The organism is Bailinhaonella thermotolerans (assembly GCF_003594875.1).
Classification (GTDB): Bacteria; Actinomycetota; Actinomycetes; order Streptosporangiales; family Streptosporangiaceae; genus Bailinhaonella; species Bailinhaonella thermotolerans.
This window is the reverse complement of record NZ_QZEY01000024.1, coordinates 20,919-36,399: the sequence shown is the minus strand read 5'-3', so window position 1 is coordinate 36,399 and position 15,481 is coordinate 20,919. Positions and strand designations below refer to the sequence as shown.

Genomic DNA, 15,481 nt, shown 5'->3' with positions numbered 1-15,481 from the left:
TCGTACTAAACGCCCCCGTCGCGCACGGTCCCCTGGAAGGGGTGGGAATGCCGCCTACGCTGCGCACCGTCGCCGCGCTGCCGCAGCTCCGGCTGGACGTGCTGACCGGCGCGGACGCGCTGGACCGGCCCGTCCGCTGGGTGGCGGTGAGCGAGCTGGCCGACCCCACGCCGTTCCTGGAGGGCGGCGAGCTCCTCCTGACCACCGGCATGCGGGCGAGCGCCGCCGAGCCGTACGTCCGCCGCCTGGTCGAGCGCGGCGTGTCCGGCCTCGGGTTCGGCGTCGGCCTCACCCACGAGACCGTGCCGCCCGCGCTCGTCCGCGCCGCCGTACGGCACGGCCTGCCGCTCCTCGCGGTTCCGCGCGCCGTGCCGTTCATCGCGATCGGCAAGGCCGTCAGCGACCTGCTCGCCGCCGAGCAGTACGACGAGGTGGCGCGCGCCTCCGCCGCCCAGTCCCGGCTGACCCGCGCGGCGCTGCGCCCCGACGGGCTGGAGGCCGTGGTCGCCCGGCTGGCCGCCGAGGTGCGCGGCTGGGCCCTCCTGCTGGGCGAGTCCGGGCGGGTCCGCTGCGCCTGCCCGGCCGGAGAGGCCGCCCGCGCCCCGGCCCTGGCCCCGGAGCTGGCCCGGCTGAGTCACCAGTCCGCCCTGTCCCTGAGCAGCCCCGGCGGCCACGTGGCCGTCCACCCGCTGGGGGCCGCGGGCCGGATCCGCGGCTACCTCGCGGTGGGCGCCCCCGCCCGCTGGTCCCCGGCGACCCAGACCGTGGTCAACGCCGCCGCCTCCCTCCTCACCCTCACCCTCGAACGCGGCGACGATCTCCGCGCGGCCGAGCGCCGTATCCACGCCGCCCTGCTGGACCTCCTCCTGGCCGGCTCCCTCGCCCACGCGGAGTCCGTCGCGGCCGCCCTGGGCCGCCCGCTCCCCGAGGGGCCGGTCCGCCTCGTCCTCGCGGACGCGCCGGCCGGGCCCGAGATCCCGGACGACCCGGCCGGAGTCCTCGCGCTCGTGGCGCCCCGCGACGGGGGCCTGGCCGCCGTGGTCCCGGCCGCCGTCTCCGGCGAGGCGATCACGGCCGCGCTCGCCGCCCGGGGGACGGTGGGGCGGTTCGCCGCGGGCCTGAGCGCCCCCGTGCCGCCGGCCGAGCTGCCCGCCGCCCTGCCCCAGGCCGAGCGCGCCCTGGCCGCCGCCCGCCGTACCGGCCGGGGGGCGGTGCGCCACGAGGACCTGGCGGGCCACGGCCTCCTGTCCCTCCTGGACCCGGTCGCGGCCGAGGGCTTCGCGGCCTCCCTCCTGGCCCCCCTCGCGGGATCCCGCGCGGACCTCGTCCCCTCCCTGCGCGCCTACCTGTCCTGCAACGGCCACTGGGACGCGGCGGCCCAGTCCCTCGGGGTCCACCGCCACACCCTCCGCTACCGGATCCGCCGCGCCGCCGCCCTCCTGGACCGCGACCTGGACGACCCGACGACCCGCGCCGAGCTCTGGCTCGCCCTCACCCTCCTCGGCTAGCCGCCACGCGGAAGGGGCCGGAACGGGGCAGGCGGAACGTCCCCGGCCGGTGGCCGGCGGGCCACTCGCCGCGGCGCCCGGGTCCGCGGGCGCACGCTGGTCGCCGGGTACGTCAAGGGGGCGCGCTGCCTTCCGATCCCTATTCGGGGTGGGCCGGTGGGGGGTCGAGGTAGTGGTGGGCCACGGCGGTGGTGACGGTGTCGTGGGTGGCGGGGCCGGTCAGGTGGCCGGAGAGCTCCAGGCTGATGGCGCCGTGGGCGGCGGCCCAGAGGGCCTCGGCGATCCTGGTGGGGTCGGCGGGGCGCGTGCCGCCCGTGGCGACGCAGCGGGCGACGGCGCGTTCGATGATGTGGAGCGAGGTGCCGGCCACGGCGCGGGCGCGCTCGCTCGGGGCGAAGCCGGGGATGACCTTCTCGAACATGATCGAGTAGTAGAGCGGCTCGGCGATCGCGTACTCCCGGTAGGCCCGGCCGAGCTCCAGCAGATGGGCGCACGGGTCCGGGTGGGCGGGCACGGCCTCCATCCGGCGGCGCAGCCCGTCGAACCCCTCCAGGTAGAGCGCCTCCGCCAGGCCCTCGCGGCTGCCGAAGGTCGTGTAGACCACGCTGGTCGGGCAGCCCGCCTCGGCGGCGACGCGCCGTACGGAGAGCGCCTGGGGGCCCTCGCCGGCCAGCAGGCCGATCGCGACGCGGAGCAGGCGGTGGCGGGGCGGCCGGTGCTCGTGCCGGGTTTCGCCCGCCTGCTCCGCCGGGCTGGTGAGCGAGACCATGACGAGACCCCTTCCGTTGTCTGTCCGGTTCGCCGTATAAGAAATCGATATCAAGAGATAAGGGCGTAACATCCGCTTGAAGGAAATTTCTACCGAATCGTTAGTCGGCGACTTGACGTCCGCCCCGGCCCCCGATCCGCCCCGGCCCCCGATCCGCCCCCGTCCGCCGTCCCCCGGGTCCGATCGCCCGGCTTGTACGGCATGGCAGGGCGCGAGGGGGCGGTATCGCCGGAATGGAGTGCCGACGAACGGTCCGGGCGGCGTTAGCGTCTGAGGTATGGACGTACGCCCCTTCTGGCTGGCCGGCCGCGCCGAGACCAGCGGTGACAGCTTCGAGGTGACCCACCCCTACGACGGGAGCGCGATCGCGGCGGTCGCCGTGCCCACTCCGGAGCAGGTGGAGGAGGCGGTGCGCGCCGCGCACGGGGTCCGGCACGAGGCGCGGGCGCTGCCCGTCCACGTGCGCGCCGAGGCGCTGGCCCACGTGTCGCGGCGGCTCGGGGAGCGCGCCGACGAGATCGCCAGGCTGATCACGAACGAGAACGGCAAGCCGCTCATGTGGGCCCGCGCCGAGGTCGCCCGCGCGGTGTCCACGTTCCGCTGGGCCGCCGAGGAGACCCGCCGGTACGGCGGCGAGACGCAGCGGCTCGACACGGACCCGGCCGGCGCCGGGCGCCTGGCGTACGTGGCCCGGCGGCCGTACGGCGCGGTGCTGGCGATCACGCCGTTCAACTTCCCGCTGAACCTCGTGGCCCACAAGGTCGCCCCGGCCATCGCCGTCGGCGCCCCGGTCGTGGTCAAGCCCGCGCCCGCGACGCCGCTGTCGGCGCTGCTGCTGGGCGAGATCCTGGCCGAGACCGGCCTGCCCGAGGGCATGTTCTCGGTGCTCCCGGTCCCGAACGACCGCGCCGCCGCCCTCGTCGCCGACGAGCGCCTGCCCGTCGTGTCGTTCACCGGCTCCGGCCCGGTCGGCTACTCGATCATGGACTCGGTGCCGCGCAAGCACGTCACCCTGGAGCTCGGCGGCAACGCGGCGGCCGTGGTCCTCGGGGACGCCGACCTGGACTGGGCCGCGACGCGCGTCGCCACCTTCTCCAACTACCAGGCCGGGCAGAGCTGCATCGCCGTCCAGCGCGTCCTGGTCACCGAGGACGTGTACGACGAGTTCGCCGCCCGGCTGGTGCCCGCCGTGGAGTCCCTGGTCGTCGGCGACCCCTGGGACGAGAAGACCCAGGTGGGCCCGCTGATCAGCGAGGACGCCGCGATCCGGGTGGAGACCTGGGTGAACGAGGCCATGGCGGGCGGCGCGCGCGTCCTCACCGGAGGCACCCGCGAGGGCGGCTCCTTCGCCCCCACCGTCCTGGCGGACGTCCCGGCCGACGCCAAGGCGTGGCGCGAGGAGATCTTCGGCCCCGTCCTCGCCCTCCAGCGGGTCGCCGACGTGGACGAGGCGTTCGCCCAGGTCAACGACTCGGCGTACGGCCTGCAGGCGGGAGTGTTCACCCGCTCCCTCGACGTCGCCTTCCGGGCCCACCGCGAGCTGGAGGTCGGCGGCGTCATCATCGGCGACGTCCCCTCCTACCGCGCGGACCAGATGCCCTACGGCGGCGTCAAGGAGTCCGGCGTCGGCCGCGAGGGGCTCCGCTCCGCGATGGACGACTACACCTACCCCCGGACCATGGTCCTCACCGGCCTCGACCTGTAGGCGCCGGGCGCGAGGGGGGCGGTCCGCCGTGCGGCGGGCCGCCCCCCTCCATGTCCGGCCCCCTCCATGTCCGGCCCCGTCCATGTCCGGTCCCGTCCGCGCGGGCCGCCGTACGGCGGTGCGTGCCGCGGCTCCGCCCGGGACCCGGCCGGGGCGTGGCGGTGGTTTGGGATGATGGCGCGGTATCCGGGGCGATTCGGGGGGCACGTGTACATCGCGGAGGTGGGGCGGGAGGCGTCCGTGCGGCGGGGCGGGCGCGTCGCCGGGAACGTGCTGGCGCTCGGGACCGTGAGCCTGATCACCGACGTGTCGGCGGAGATGGTCACCGCCGTGCTGCCGCTCTACCTCGTGCTGGCGGTCGGGCTGTCCCCGCTCCAGTTCGGCGTGCTGGACGGGCTGTACTTCGGGGTGACCGCGCTGGTGCGGCTCGGCGGGGGCTGGCTGGCCGACCGGGGCCGGCGGCGCAAGCTGGTCGCGGGGATCGGGTACGCGCTGTCGGCGCTGGCCAAGCCCGCGCTGCTGCTGGCCGGGGGGTCGGCGGCGGGGCTGGGCGCGGCCGTCGCGGCCGACCGGGTCGGGAAGGGGCTGCGGAGCGCGCCCCGCGACGCGCTGATCGCCGCCAGCGGCCGGCCCGAGTCGCTGGGACGGGCGTTCGGGGTGCACCGGGCGATGGACGCCGTGGGCGCGTTCTGCGGGCCTCTCGTGGCCTTCGCCGTGCTGTGGGCGGCCCCCGGGGCGTACGACGCCGTCTTCGTCGTCAGCGGCTGCGTGGCCGTGTTCGGGGTGCTGGTCTTCGCGGCGGCCGTGCGAGACCGGCGGGAGGAGGCCGTGCGCCCGCGGGCCCGCGCGTCGTGGCGGTCGGACCGGCGGGTGTGGGCGGCGTGCGCGTGCGCGGCGCTGCTCGGGCTGGTGACCATCAGCGACGCGTTCGTCTACCTGATGCTCCAGGAGCGGCTCGGGCTCGCGGCGCACTGGTTCCCGCTGCTCCCGTTGGGCACGGCCGGGGCGTTCCTGCTGCTCGCGGTGCCGTTCGGGCGGCTGGCCGACCGGCGCGGGCGGGTCGGGGTGTTCCTCGGCGGGCACCTGGCCCTGCTGGCGGTCTACGCGCTGCTCGCGGGCCCCGTCTCCGGCACGGCCCTGCTCGTGGCGGTGCTGGCGCTGCACGGCGTGTTCTACGCGGCCACCGACGGCGTGCTCATGGCGCTGGCCGGGCCCCTCCTGGCCGAGGAGTCGCGGGCCGGCGGCCTGGCCGTGCTGCAGACCGCCCAGGCCCTCGGCCGCTTCGCCTCGTCGGTCCTGGTGGGCCTGCTGTGGACCGTCTGGAGCCGCGAGGCCGCCCTGTGGGCCGCCGCCGGCGGCCTCGTCGTCGCGGTGGCCGTGTCCGCCGCCCTGCTCACGCGGCGGGTGACCGCGTGAGGAACCTGGCCCTGATCGTCGCGGGCGTCCTGCTCGCCGCCGTCGCCGCCGGTTACGTCCTGGTACGGCGGGGCGCGGTCGACCCGGCCCCGCCGCGGCCCTCGGCTCCGACCACGCTCAGCGGCGGCCTGTGGCACGTGGACGAGCGGACGGGGCGGGTCGCGGTCGAGCGCGGCGGCGGCCGTACGGTCACGGGCGTCGCGTGCGAGCGGTTCGCGGCGGCGGCCGGCACCGCCGTGTGCCTGCGGGTCGAGAACCACGGCATGCCGCGGCTGGACGCGGTGATCCTCGACCGGGGGCTGCGCGAGGTGCGGCGGGTCCCGCTGGCCGGGCCGCCGAGCCGGGCGCGCGTCTCGCCTGGCGGGCGGATGGCCGCCTGGACCGTCTTCGTCAGCGGCCACGACTACGCGAGCATCGACTTCTCCACGCGGACCTCGATCCTCGACACCAGGACCGGCGCCTACCTGCCGGACCTGGAGAAGCTGAACTACCCGAGGGAGCTGCGCGCCCGGGACCTGAACGTCTGGGGCGTGACCTTCGCCGCCGACGAGAACCGCTTCTACGCCACCGCCGCCACCGGGGGCCGCACCCACCTCATCGAGGGCGACGTGGCCCGGCGCACGGCCCGGCCCCTGCGCTCGAACGTGGAGTGCCCGTCGCTCAGCCCGGACGGCCGCCGGATCGCGTTCAAGAAGGCGACCGGGCACGTGGACAGGCCGTGGCGCGTGCACGTCCTGGACCTGCGGACCATGCGCGAGACGCCGCTGGCCGAGCCCGAGAGCGTGGACGACCAGCTCGCCTGGCTCGACGACCGGACGGTGGCCTACGAGCGGGCGGGGTCGGTCTGGTCCCTTCCGGCCGACGGCTCGGGCACGCCCCGGCGGCTGATCGGCGGCGCGTCCTCGCCGCAGGTCCTGCCGCCCGCCGAAGCCGGCTCACCCGCCGGGGGCGGGTGAGCCCGCGCGGGGCGGGCGGACTCCGGGCTCGCCCGCCCGTCAGGCGCGGGACGCCTTGGTGTAGAGGGCGCGGATCGGCGGGCCGAAGTGCGGGCCGTACATCGTCTTCATGTCGTCGCCGTACTTGAAGCTGCTCACCGAGGTGACGGTGCCCTCGCCGGTGCGCGGGTCGAAGCCGGTGAGCCAGGGGCCGCCGCTGGACCCGGCCGTCATGTCGCAGCGCAGGCCGTGGTCCATCGTCTGCTTGTGGGGGTCGGGCTTGGGCTTCCCGCTGCAGTACACCAGCTCGCCCCCGTCGTACGGAGGGTCGGCGGGATACCCGAAGGCGTAGACCTGGCGGCCGCGCTGGGAGGTGAACGCGATGCGCTGCACCCCGACGGCGTCGGCGACGTGCCGCCCGCCGGCGGTGTTCAGCGCGGCCATGCCCACGTCGTAGCTGTCGTCGCCGCGCTTGGACCAGGCGGAGGGGACGAACATGCGGCGGGCCGTGTAGACGCCGTACGGCTTGCCCCCGGCGTCGTAGCCCGGCACGAACGTCCAGTTCTCGGCCCAGCCGAGGAGGGGGTCCATCAGGCAGTGGCCGGCGGTGACGACGAGGTCGCGGCTGGCGCTGGGCACGGTCGTGGCCGAGCAGACGAAGTCGGTCTTGTCGATGGTGAGGAAGACCCGCCCGGTGGTGCGGGCGACCTTGCCGGCGGAGGGCCAGCGGGCCCCGGCGCTGCGGGCGCTGGGCCGATGGGTCTGCCGGGCCTTGCGGGGGACGGCGGACGGGGCGAGCAGGGCGTCCACCGTGTCGGCCAGGAGCCCGAGGGGGGTGGCCCGGGCCATGCGCTCGGGCGTCCAGTAGCCGGGGCGCTGGCGGGCGGCGTGCTCGACGACCTCGGCCGGAGGGGACGCCGGGGAAGACGCGGAGGACGGCGCGGAACCGGCCCCGGAGGAGGATGCGGAGGCGGGGGCGGAGAGGGATTCGGTGAGGGCGCCGGCGGGGGAGCCGGCGCGGGGGGCCTGCCAGGGGGTCGCGGCCGGGAGGAGGCCGCCGAGCATCCCGCCGATCAGGGGGGTCGCGAGGAGGAGAGGGAAGCTCAAGGACATGGGACCAGATTTTGGTCCACCTGGTGCGACCGTGCGGATACTTTCGGTGATTCCCTCGTGCGTGCGGGCCCGTCAGGCCCGGCGGACACGGCGTTCCCGGGCCCCGTCCGGCCCCGGTCCCGCTCTGGTCCGGCCGTGCCCCGGCCCTGGCCGGGTCCTGGCCGGGTCCGGCGGGAGCCGGTGGCCCGGCCCGCCGGGATCATGGCCGGGTCCGGCGGGAGCCGGTGGCCCGGCCCGCCGGGATCATGGCCGATGATGGGTGCTGTGCTGAGTGACGTCGTCGGAGTCCTGATCTGCCCGGTGTGCTCGGCCGGGCTCGAACCCCGCGGCGGGTCGCTCGGCTGTGTCAACGGGCACCGCTTCGACATCGCGCGCCAGGGCTACGTGAACCTGCTCACCGGCGCCCCGCACACCGGCACCGCCGACACCCCCGAGATGGTCCGCGCGCGCGAGGCGTTCCTGTCGGCCGGCCACTTCGCGCCGCTGGCGGAGGCGGTGGCGGACGCCGTGCCGTACGGCCCGGGCCTGGTCGTGGACGCGGGCGCGGGGACCGGATACTACCTGGCCGAGGTGCTGGACCGCAGGCCCGAGGCGGCGGGGCTGGCCCTGGACGTGTCCAAGCACGCCCTGCGGCGGGCGGCGCGGGCGCACGAGCGCGCGGGCGCGGTGGTGTGGGACGTGTGGCGGCCGCTGCCGATCCGCGACGGGGCGGCGACGGCCGTGATCAACGTGTTCGCGCCGCGCAACGGGCCGGAGTTCCGCCGGGTGCTGGGACCGGGCGGGGTGCTGGTCGTGGTGACCCCGACCCCGGGGCACCTGCGTGAGCTGGTGGGCCGGCTCGGCCTGCTCTCGGTGGACGAGCGCAAGGAGGCGCGCACCGCGGCCGCCCTGAGCGGGTTCGCCCCGCGCCGCCGCCGCCTCACCGAGTTCCCGGTACGGCTGGCGCGGGCCGACGTCGCGGCCGTCGTGCTGATGGGGCCGAGCGCGTGGCACGTGGACCCGGGGCGGCTCGGGGAGGACGTCGCCGCCCTCCCCGAGCCGCTGGAGGTCACCGCCTCCTTCCACGTCTCCGAATACGTCCCGGAATCCGGCGGCGTCCCGCAAACCGGCGGCGTCCCGGAATCCGGCCGCGTCCCCGATTCCGGCTGACGTGGAATTCCGCGCCGGCCGGGCCGCGATCGGGCGGCCGGCCGGTCAGGCGGATCGGGTCACGCGCCGGGATGGAAATGGGCTCAGGTGAGAGCCGAGTTCTGCGCCGTGTTGTAGAGGTTCTGGGCGTCGGTGCCGAAATACGGACCGAACATCCAGAAACTCGCGAAGTTGTACTTGAAGCTGTTGACCGAGTTGAGCGTGCCGCGCCCGGTCGCCTCGCTGAAGTTCAGGAACCACGGGCCGCCGCTCGACCCGCCGGTCATGTTGCAGTTCAGGCCGATGCCGCGGGAGAGCAGGAAGTCGTCGAACGCCCGCCCGCTGCAGTAGATGAGCCGCCGCCCGTCGTACGGCGCCGCGGCCGGGTACCCGAAGGCGTACATCTGCTGGCGGCGCGCCTGGTTGAACGCGATGCCCTGGCCGCCGACCACGTCGGTGAGCCGCTGGTTGTTCAGCGGGTTCACCACGGCCGCGCCGACGTCGTAGTTGATGTCCTCGCTGGCGTTCCACTGCGGGGTGGTGAGCAGGGAGCGCGCGGCCCACGTGCCGTACGGCGTCTGGCCGTCGTTGTAGGCGGGCACGAAGACCCAGTTGGTGTGGAACTGGCCGCCGAGCTTCACGCAGTGCCCCGCGGTGATGACCGTGCTCTTGTTGGCGCTGGTCACGGCGCTGCCCGAGCAGGAGGAGTTGCGTCCCTGGTAGACGAAGAAGACGCGGCCCGTCGTCTTGACCACGTCGCCGCCGCCGGTCCAGGGCTCGCCGGGGGAGTCGGCGCGCATGGGCTCGACGACGGCCGGAGCCCCGGCCGAGGGCGGGATGGACTTGCCTGCCGGACGGCTCTTGGTGAGCGTGAGCGGCATCGCGGACTTCATGCGCTGCGGCGTCCAGTAGGAGACGATGCGCTTCTGCTCGGCGCTCGACTGGGCGGCGGCGTGGCTGGCCACCGTCGCCACCGGGTCGGGCGGCGCGATCCGTGTCGAGCCCTGCGCGGCCCCGGCCACCGCGATCAGCAGGGCGGGGATCGCGGCCAGGGTGGCCGTACGTCGAAGCATTGACATGCAATACCTCCCAGAACCGCGCGTGGGGGCGCGGTCGACTCGGAACGGCCCAAGCCTTATTTCCGGACAACTCCGGAAATATCAAGCTCGGCCCCTTGACCGGAAAACGTAACCGGGAGGAGTCCGGGCATCCAGCGAAATCGCGATACCCGGTCTGGCCGGAAACGGCCAGGTCGCACCAGAATAAACATAAGTCACAACAGCCCCGCCACTCGCCTCGCCACCCGGTGCCGGGAGCCGTTCCGGACGGGGACAATGGACGGCGTGGATTCTGATCTCAAGCGCGACGTCGTCATCCTCGGTTCGACCGGATCCATCGGCACCCAGGCCCTCGACGTCATCGCCCGCAACCCCGGCCGGTTCCGCGTGCGCGGGCTGGCGGCCCGCGGCGGCCGCCCGGACCTCCTCGCCCGGCAGGCGGCCGAGTCCGGAGCGGAGGCGGTCGCCGTGGCGGACACCGCGGCCGTGCCCGCCCTCCGCGACGCGCTCCCCGCCCACGTGAAGGTGCTCGGCGGGCAGGAGGGCGTGGCCGAGCTGGCGGCGGGCCCCGCGGACATCGTGCTCAACGGGATCACCGGGGCCCTGGGCCTCACGTCCACCCTGGCCGCCCTCGACGCCGGCCGCACGCTCGCCCTGGCCAACAAGGAGTCCCTGATCATCGGCGGCCCCCTGGTCAAGCGCCGCGCCAAGCCCGGGCAGCTCATCCCCGTGGACTCCGAGCACTCGGCGCTGGCCCAGTGCCTGTGGAGCTCCGGCCCCGGCGGCTACCGGCCCGAGGCGGTGCGGCGCCTCGTCGTCACGGCGAGCGGCGGGCCCTTCCGCGGGCGGCCCCGCGCCGAGCTGGAGCACGTCACGCCCGAGCAGGCCCTCGCGCACCCCACCTGGGCCATGGGGCCGGTGATCACGATCAACTCCGCGACCCTGGTGAACAAGGGCCTGGAGGTGATCGAGGCCCACCTGCTGTTCGACCTGCCCTTCGAGAAGATCGCCACGGTGGTCCACCCGCAGTCGGTGATCCACTCCATGGTGGAGTTCGTGGACGGCTCCACGATCGCCCAGGCCAGCCCGCCCGACATGCGGCTGCCGATCGCGCTGGCCCTCGGCTGGCCGGACCGCGTGCCGGACGCCGCCCCGGCCGTGGACTGGACCAGGGCCCACACGTGGACCTTCGAGCCGCTCGACCCGGTGGCGTTCCCCGCCGTGGAGCTGGCCCGCGCGGTCGGCGCCGCCGGCGGCACGGCCCCGGCCGTCTACAACGCGGCGAACGAGGAGTGCGTGGACGCCTTCCTCGCCGGGCGCCTGCCGTTCACCGGGATCGTGGACACGGTGGAGCGCGTAGTGTCGGAGCATGAACGCGGACCGGCCGCGACGGTCGAGGAAGTGCTCGCCGCCGACGCCTGGGCCAGGGCCCGGGCGCGGGAGCTCGTGACATGAACTTCTGGCTGGGCGTCCTGATCTTCGTTCTCGGCCTCACCATCTCGGTGGTGCTGCACGAGGCGGGTCACTTCCTGTTCGCCCGGCGGTTCGGGATGAAGGCGACGGAGTTCTTCGTCGGCTTCGGCCCCCGCATGTGGTCGTGCCGGCGGGGCGAGACCGAGTACGGCTTCAAGTGGATCCTCGTCGGCGGCTACGTCAAGATCCTCGGGATGACGCCGCTGGAGCCGCTGTCCGAGGCGGACCGGCCGCGCGCGTTCTACCGGCAGCGCGGGTGGCGGCGGGCCGTGGTGCTGGTGTCCGGCTCGATCGTCAACGTGGTGCTGGCGTTCCTGCTGTTCGCCCTGGTCGTGATGGTGCTCGGGCGGCCCGTCGCGGGGAAGGGCACCAACGTCGTCGAGCGGGTCTCGCCGTGCGTGAGCGCCGCCTCGGCCGAGTGCGGGCCGGGCGACCCGCCCTCCCCGGCGCGGGCGGCGGGCCTGCGCCCCGGCGACCGGATCGTCTCCCTCGCCGGTAAGCCCACCCCCGACTGGTTCCACCTGTCCGAGACGATCCAGCGCGCCCCCGCGGGCCGCGTGCCCGTCGTCGTCGAGCGCGGCGGCCGCACCGAGACCCTCACGGTGGACCTGGTGCGCGCCCCCGACGGGGAGCGGTCGTTCCTGGGCGTGGTGGCCAGGCAGACGCCCGGCCGCGTCGAGTACTACGGTCCGGTCGAGGCCGTCGCCTTCGCCGGGCGGATGATCGGCGAGACGGTGGGCGGCATCGTGGAGGTCCTGGCCTCGCTGCCCGCGGCGCTGCCTAAACTGTTCACGCCCGAACGTGGTGACACGGCGGGCGGGCAGGTGAGCTCCATCGTCGGGGCCGCGCAGATCTCCGGCGAGCTCGGCGAGCTGGGACAGACCTGGCAGGCGCGGGTCCGCGCCTGGCTGCTGCTCCTGGCCTCGCTGAACATGTTCGTGGGCATGTTCAACCTGCTGCCGTTGTTGCCGTTGGACGGAGGACATCTCGCCGTGCTCGCCTACGAGCGCACCCGGGCCCTCGTGGCCAGGCGGCGGAACCTCCCCGACCCCGGACCCGTTGACTACCAGAAGCTGGCGCCGGTCACGGTGCTCGGGTTCGTGCTGCTGCTCGGCCTGGGCCTGCTGCTCATCGCCGCCGACATAACCAACCCCCTGAAGGTGCTGCAATGACCGTCTCTCTCGGAATCCCCGCCGTGCGTCCCAAGCCCGTCGCGGAGCGCCGGAAGTCACGCCAGATCATGGTGGGTTCGGTGCCGGTGGGCGGCGACGCCCCCGTGTCGGTGCAGTCGATGACGACGACGGTCACCGCCGACGTGAACGCCACGTTGCAGCAGATCGCGGAGCTGACCGCGTCGGGCTGCCAGATCGTGCGCGTGGCCGTGCCGTCCCAGGACGACGCCGACGCCCTGCCGATCATCGCCCGCAAGTCGCAGATCCCGGTGATCGCCGACATCCACTTCCAGCCCAAGTACGTCTTCGCGGCCATCGACGCGGGCTGCGCCGCCGTACGCGTGAACCCGGGCAACATCAAGAAGTTCGACGACAAGGTCGGCGAGATCGCCAGGGCCGCCTCGGACGCGGGCGTGCCCATCCGCATCGGCGTCAACGCCGGCTCGCTGGACCCGCGCCTGCTCCAGAAGTACGGCAAGGCGACCCCGGAGGCGCTGGTCGAGTCGGCGCTGTGGGAGTGCTCGCTGTTCGAGGAGCACGGCTTCCGCGACATCAAGATCTCGGTCAAGCACCACGACCCGGTGGTCATGATCCAGGCGTACCGGCTGCTGGCCCAGAAGTGCGACTACCCGCTGCACCTCGGCGTGACCGAGGCGGGGCCGGCCTTCCAGGGCACGATCAAGTCGGCGGTGGCCTTCGGCGCGCTGCTGTCGGAGGGCATCGGCGACACCATCCGCGTCTCGCTGTCCGCGCCCCCCGTCGAGGAGGTCAAGGTCGGCACGCAGATCCTGGAGTCGCTCGGGCTGCGCGAGCGCGGCCTGGAGATCGTCTCCTGCCCCTCCTGCGGCCGGGCCCAGGTGGACGTCTACACCCTCGCCGAGGAGGTCACCGCCGGGCTCGACGGGCTCAAGGTGCCGCTGCGCGTCGCGGTCATGGGCTGCGTCGTGAACGGCCCCGGCGAGGCGCGCGAGGCCGACCTGGGCGTCGCCTCCGGCAACGGCAAGGGCCAGATCTTCGTCAAGGGCGAGGTGATCGCCACCGTGCCCGAGCACAAGATCGTCGAGACCCTGATCGAGGAGGCGCTGAAGCTCGCCGCCGACATGGGGATCGACCCCGAGGCCGAGGACGACTCCGGCGTCCAGGTCACGGTGGGCTGACCCGCGAGGACCCGGCGGTCCCGGGGACGAGAAGACCCCGGCGACCGCGTCCCGCCCGCCCCCGGGGACCGCGTCCCGCCCGTGACGGCGGGCAAGCAATCCATCACGGATTGGTAATCGGGGTTCCCGAACCGGGGGCCGGATCCCCGCGCCTGCGGCAACATCGCCGACGTACACGCATCCTCACGATCCGTAGGAGTACGCCGGTGAAACGAGTCCTCGGGGTGACCGCAGGCATGGTCGTCCTCGTCGGGGTGGCCGGGACGGCCGAGGGGGCCACCCGCGCCGCCGCCCCGCCCGGTGAGCCCGCGACCGGCGCGGCCGGTACGGCGGAGCACGCGGCGGCCGGCCTCGCCGGGGCTCCGGAGCACGGCATCTCCTGGATCCGCGCCGGGGGGAGGACGCCGTTCGCCCTCACGCCCACGGCCACGCCGCCGCGCGAGACGCTCAAGTGGCGTCCCTGCGGGAAGAAGGCCAGGACCGCCGCCTCGCCGCAGTGCGCCGACCTGCGCGTCCCGCTCGACCCCGCCAGGCCGGACGGGGAGAGGATCACCCTGGCGCTGAGCCGGTTCCGGGCGACCGGGGCCGCGCGCGGGAGCGACCACCTGGGCGTCCTGCTCGTCAACCCCGGCGGGCCCGGCGCGGCCGGCCGCAGCATGGCCGGGCACGTGTCCGCCAAGCTCCCCGCCGACCTGGCCAAGCGCTTCGACGTCGTCGGCTTCGACCCGCGCGGCGTCGGCGGCAGCCGCCCCCGGCTGAGCTGCGTCAGCCCCGACGCCTACTTCCGGGCCCCGCGCCCGGACCACGAGCCCGCCGACGCCGCCGCCGAGAACCGCCTCCGCCAGCGGGCCAAGCGGTACGCCGACGCGTGCCGGGCGAAGAACGCCCGCCTGCTCCCGCACACGACGACGGTCAACACCGCCCACGACATGGACGCCATCCGCGCCGCCCTGGGCGAGGACAAGATCAGCTACCTCGGGTACTCCTACGGCAGCTACCTCGGCGCCGTCTACGCCACCCTCTACCCCGAGCGGGTGCGGCGGCTCGTCCTGGACAGCGTCGTGGACCCCGGCCAGGTCTGGTACGAGTCCAACATGCGCCAGAGCGAGGCGTTCGACGCCCGCCACCGCGACTTCCTCGCCTGGGTCGCCCGCAACCACCGCACCTACCGGCTCGGCGACACCCTCGCCAAGACCAGCGCCGCGTGGTACGGCATGCGCAAGCGCGTGACCGCCCGCCCGGCGGCCGGGATCGTGGGGGCGCGCGAGCTGACCGACATCTACACCACCGGCGGCTACAGCGACGCGGTGTGGCCGGACCTCGCCGCCGCCTTCTCGGCGTACGTCCGCAAGGCGCAGGCCCAGCCGCTGGTCAAGGCGTACGAGCGGTTCGCCAAGGTGGGCGTGGGCGGGGAGAACTCCTACGCCGGGTACCTCGCCAACGAGTGCCGCGACGCCGCCTGGCCGCGCGACTGGCGCCGCTGGCACGCCGACACCGCCCGCCTGCACCGCCGCGCGCCGTTCCTGGCCTGGGTGAACACCTGGTACAACGCGCCGTGCGCGGTCTGGCCGCAGCCGGGGCGGCGGCCGTTCGACGTGCGGGGGTCGCACCGGCTGCCCCCGATCCTGATGTTCCAGGCGCGGCGCGACCCCGCCACGCCGTTCCAGGGGGCCGTGCGCATGCGCGAGCTGTTCCCCACCGCGCGGCTGATCGCCGAGACCGGCGGCAACCACGGCGTGACGCTGTCGGGCAACACCTGCGTGGACAAGCACCTGACCGACTACCTGCGCGACGGGCGGGCCGGGCAGGTCCGGCGGACGAACACGGCCTGGGACGCGCGCTGCGAGGCGCTGCCCGCGCCGAAGCCGGCCCGCCACATGTCCCTGGAGCTCCCCCGGCGCCTGGAACTCGCCCGCCTCCTGCGCCGCTGACCGGCCGGCCGGCCCCCGCGCGGAGTCCGCCGGGGGCCGGCCTACGGCAGCCGGGTGAAGGCGGAGGCGGGGGCCCGGCGGCGCGGGCGCGCCCCGCGCGTGACACGCGGTGACGC

Annotated in this window: 12 protein-coding genes; 9 read left to right on the top strand and 3 right to left on the bottom strand. The window is 75.0% G+C overall.

Features of this window, described 5'->3' with window-relative positions; all coding sequences use genetic code 11:
• Positions 1–47: 47 nt before the first annotated feature.
• On the top strand, positions 48–1,508 hold the full coding sequence (locus D5H75_RS36840; RefSeq protein ID WP_119931238.1) for a PucR family transcriptional regulator: 1,461 nt from the start codon (positions 48–50) through the stop codon (positions 1,506–1,508).
• 139 nt (positions 1,509–1,647) lie between these two features.
• On the opposite strand, the gene D5H75_RS36835 is transcribed toward D5H75_RS36840, so the two are convergent.
• A complete protein-coding gene (locus D5H75_RS36835) occupies positions 1,648–2,277 on the bottom strand; it encodes a TetR/AcrR family transcriptional regulator (protein WP_202638873.1) in 630 nt (209 codons plus the stop codon).
• A 277-nt stretch (positions 2,278–2,554) separates the two neighbouring features.
• Here D5H75_RS36835 and D5H75_RS36830 point away from each other — a divergent pair, with 277 nt between their 5' ends.
• From D5H75_RS36830 to D5H75_RS36820, 3 genes are all read left to right on the top strand, one after another.
• Positions 2,555–3,982, top strand: a complete 1,428-nt coding sequence (locus D5H75_RS36830; protein ID WP_119931236.1) for an aldehyde dehydrogenase family protein — start codon at positions 2,555–2,557, stop codon at positions 3,980–3,982.
• Between the two features lie 207 nt (positions 3,983–4,189).
• Complete coding sequence (locus D5H75_RS36825) at positions 4,190–5,398, top strand: MFS transporter (protein ID WP_242454735.1); 1,209 nt, start codon at positions 4,190–4,192, stop codon at positions 5,396–5,398.
• Positions 5,395–6,354 (top strand): TolB family protein, encoded by a 960-nt coding sequence (locus D5H75_RS36820; RefSeq protein WP_202638872.1) that lies wholly within the window; start codon positions 5,395–5,397, stop codon positions 6,352–6,354. Before D5H75_RS36825 ends, D5H75_RS36820 begins: the two co-directional genes overlap by 4 nt.
• 39 nt (positions 6,355–6,393) lie before the next feature.
• On the opposite strand, the gene D5H75_RS36815 is transcribed toward D5H75_RS36820, so the two are convergent.
• Positions 6,394–7,446, bottom strand: a complete 1,053-nt coding sequence (locus D5H75_RS36815; protein WP_242454734.1) for a trypsin-like serine peptidase — start codon at positions 7,444–7,446, stop codon at positions 6,394–6,396.
• Positions 7,447–7,710: 264 nt separating this feature from the next.
• Between D5H75_RS36815 and D5H75_RS36805 the strand changes: the two genes are divergently transcribed.
• Positions 7,711–8,595, top strand: coding sequence for a putative RNA methyltransferase (locus D5H75_RS36805; RefSeq protein WP_242454733.1), 885 nt, complete (start codon positions 7,711–7,713; stop codon positions 8,593–8,595).
• An 83-nt stretch (positions 8,596–8,678) separates the two neighbouring features.
• Here D5H75_RS36805 and D5H75_RS36800 read toward each other — a convergent pair whose 3' ends face one another.
• Positions 8,679–9,653, bottom strand: coding sequence for a trypsin-like serine peptidase (locus tag D5H75_RS36800; RefSeq protein WP_202638871.1), 975 nt, complete (start codon positions 9,651–9,653; stop codon positions 8,679–8,681).
• A 264-nt stretch (positions 9,654–9,917) separates the two neighbouring features.
• Here D5H75_RS36800 and dxr point away from each other — a divergent pair, with 264 nt between their 5' ends.
• The 4 genes from dxr to D5H75_RS36780 all read left to right on the top strand — a co-directional run bounded on the left by dxr (position 9,918) and on the right by D5H75_RS36780 (position 15,365).
• A complete protein-coding gene (dxr, locus tag D5H75_RS36795; RefSeq protein WP_422674080.1) occupies positions 9,918–11,087 on the top strand; it encodes a 1-deoxy-D-xylulose-5-phosphate reductoisomerase in 1,170 nt (389 codons plus the stop codon).
• Positions 11,084–12,277 carry a M50 family metallopeptidase gene (locus D5H75_RS36790; RefSeq protein ID WP_119931231.1) on the top strand — a complete coding sequence of 398 codons (1,194 nt, stop codon included), beginning with the start codon at positions 11,084–11,086 and terminating at the stop codon, positions 12,275–12,277. Before dxr ends, D5H75_RS36790 begins: the two co-directional genes overlap by 4 nt.
• Complete coding sequence (ispG, locus tag D5H75_RS36785; protein WP_119931230.1) at positions 12,274–13,434, top strand: flavodoxin-dependent (E)-4-hydroxy-3-methylbut-2-enyl-diphosphate synthase; 1,161 nt, start codon at positions 12,274–12,276, stop codon at positions 13,432–13,434. The genes D5H75_RS36790 and ispG overlap by 4 nt, the downstream gene beginning before the upstream one ends.
• Positions 13,435–13,640: 206 nt before the next feature.
• Positions 13,641–15,365 (top strand): alpha/beta hydrolase, encoded by a 1,725-nt coding sequence (locus D5H75_RS36780; RefSeq protein ID WP_202638870.1) that lies wholly within the window; start codon positions 13,641–13,643, stop codon positions 15,363–15,365.
• Positions 15,366–15,481 lie beyond the last annotated feature (116 nt).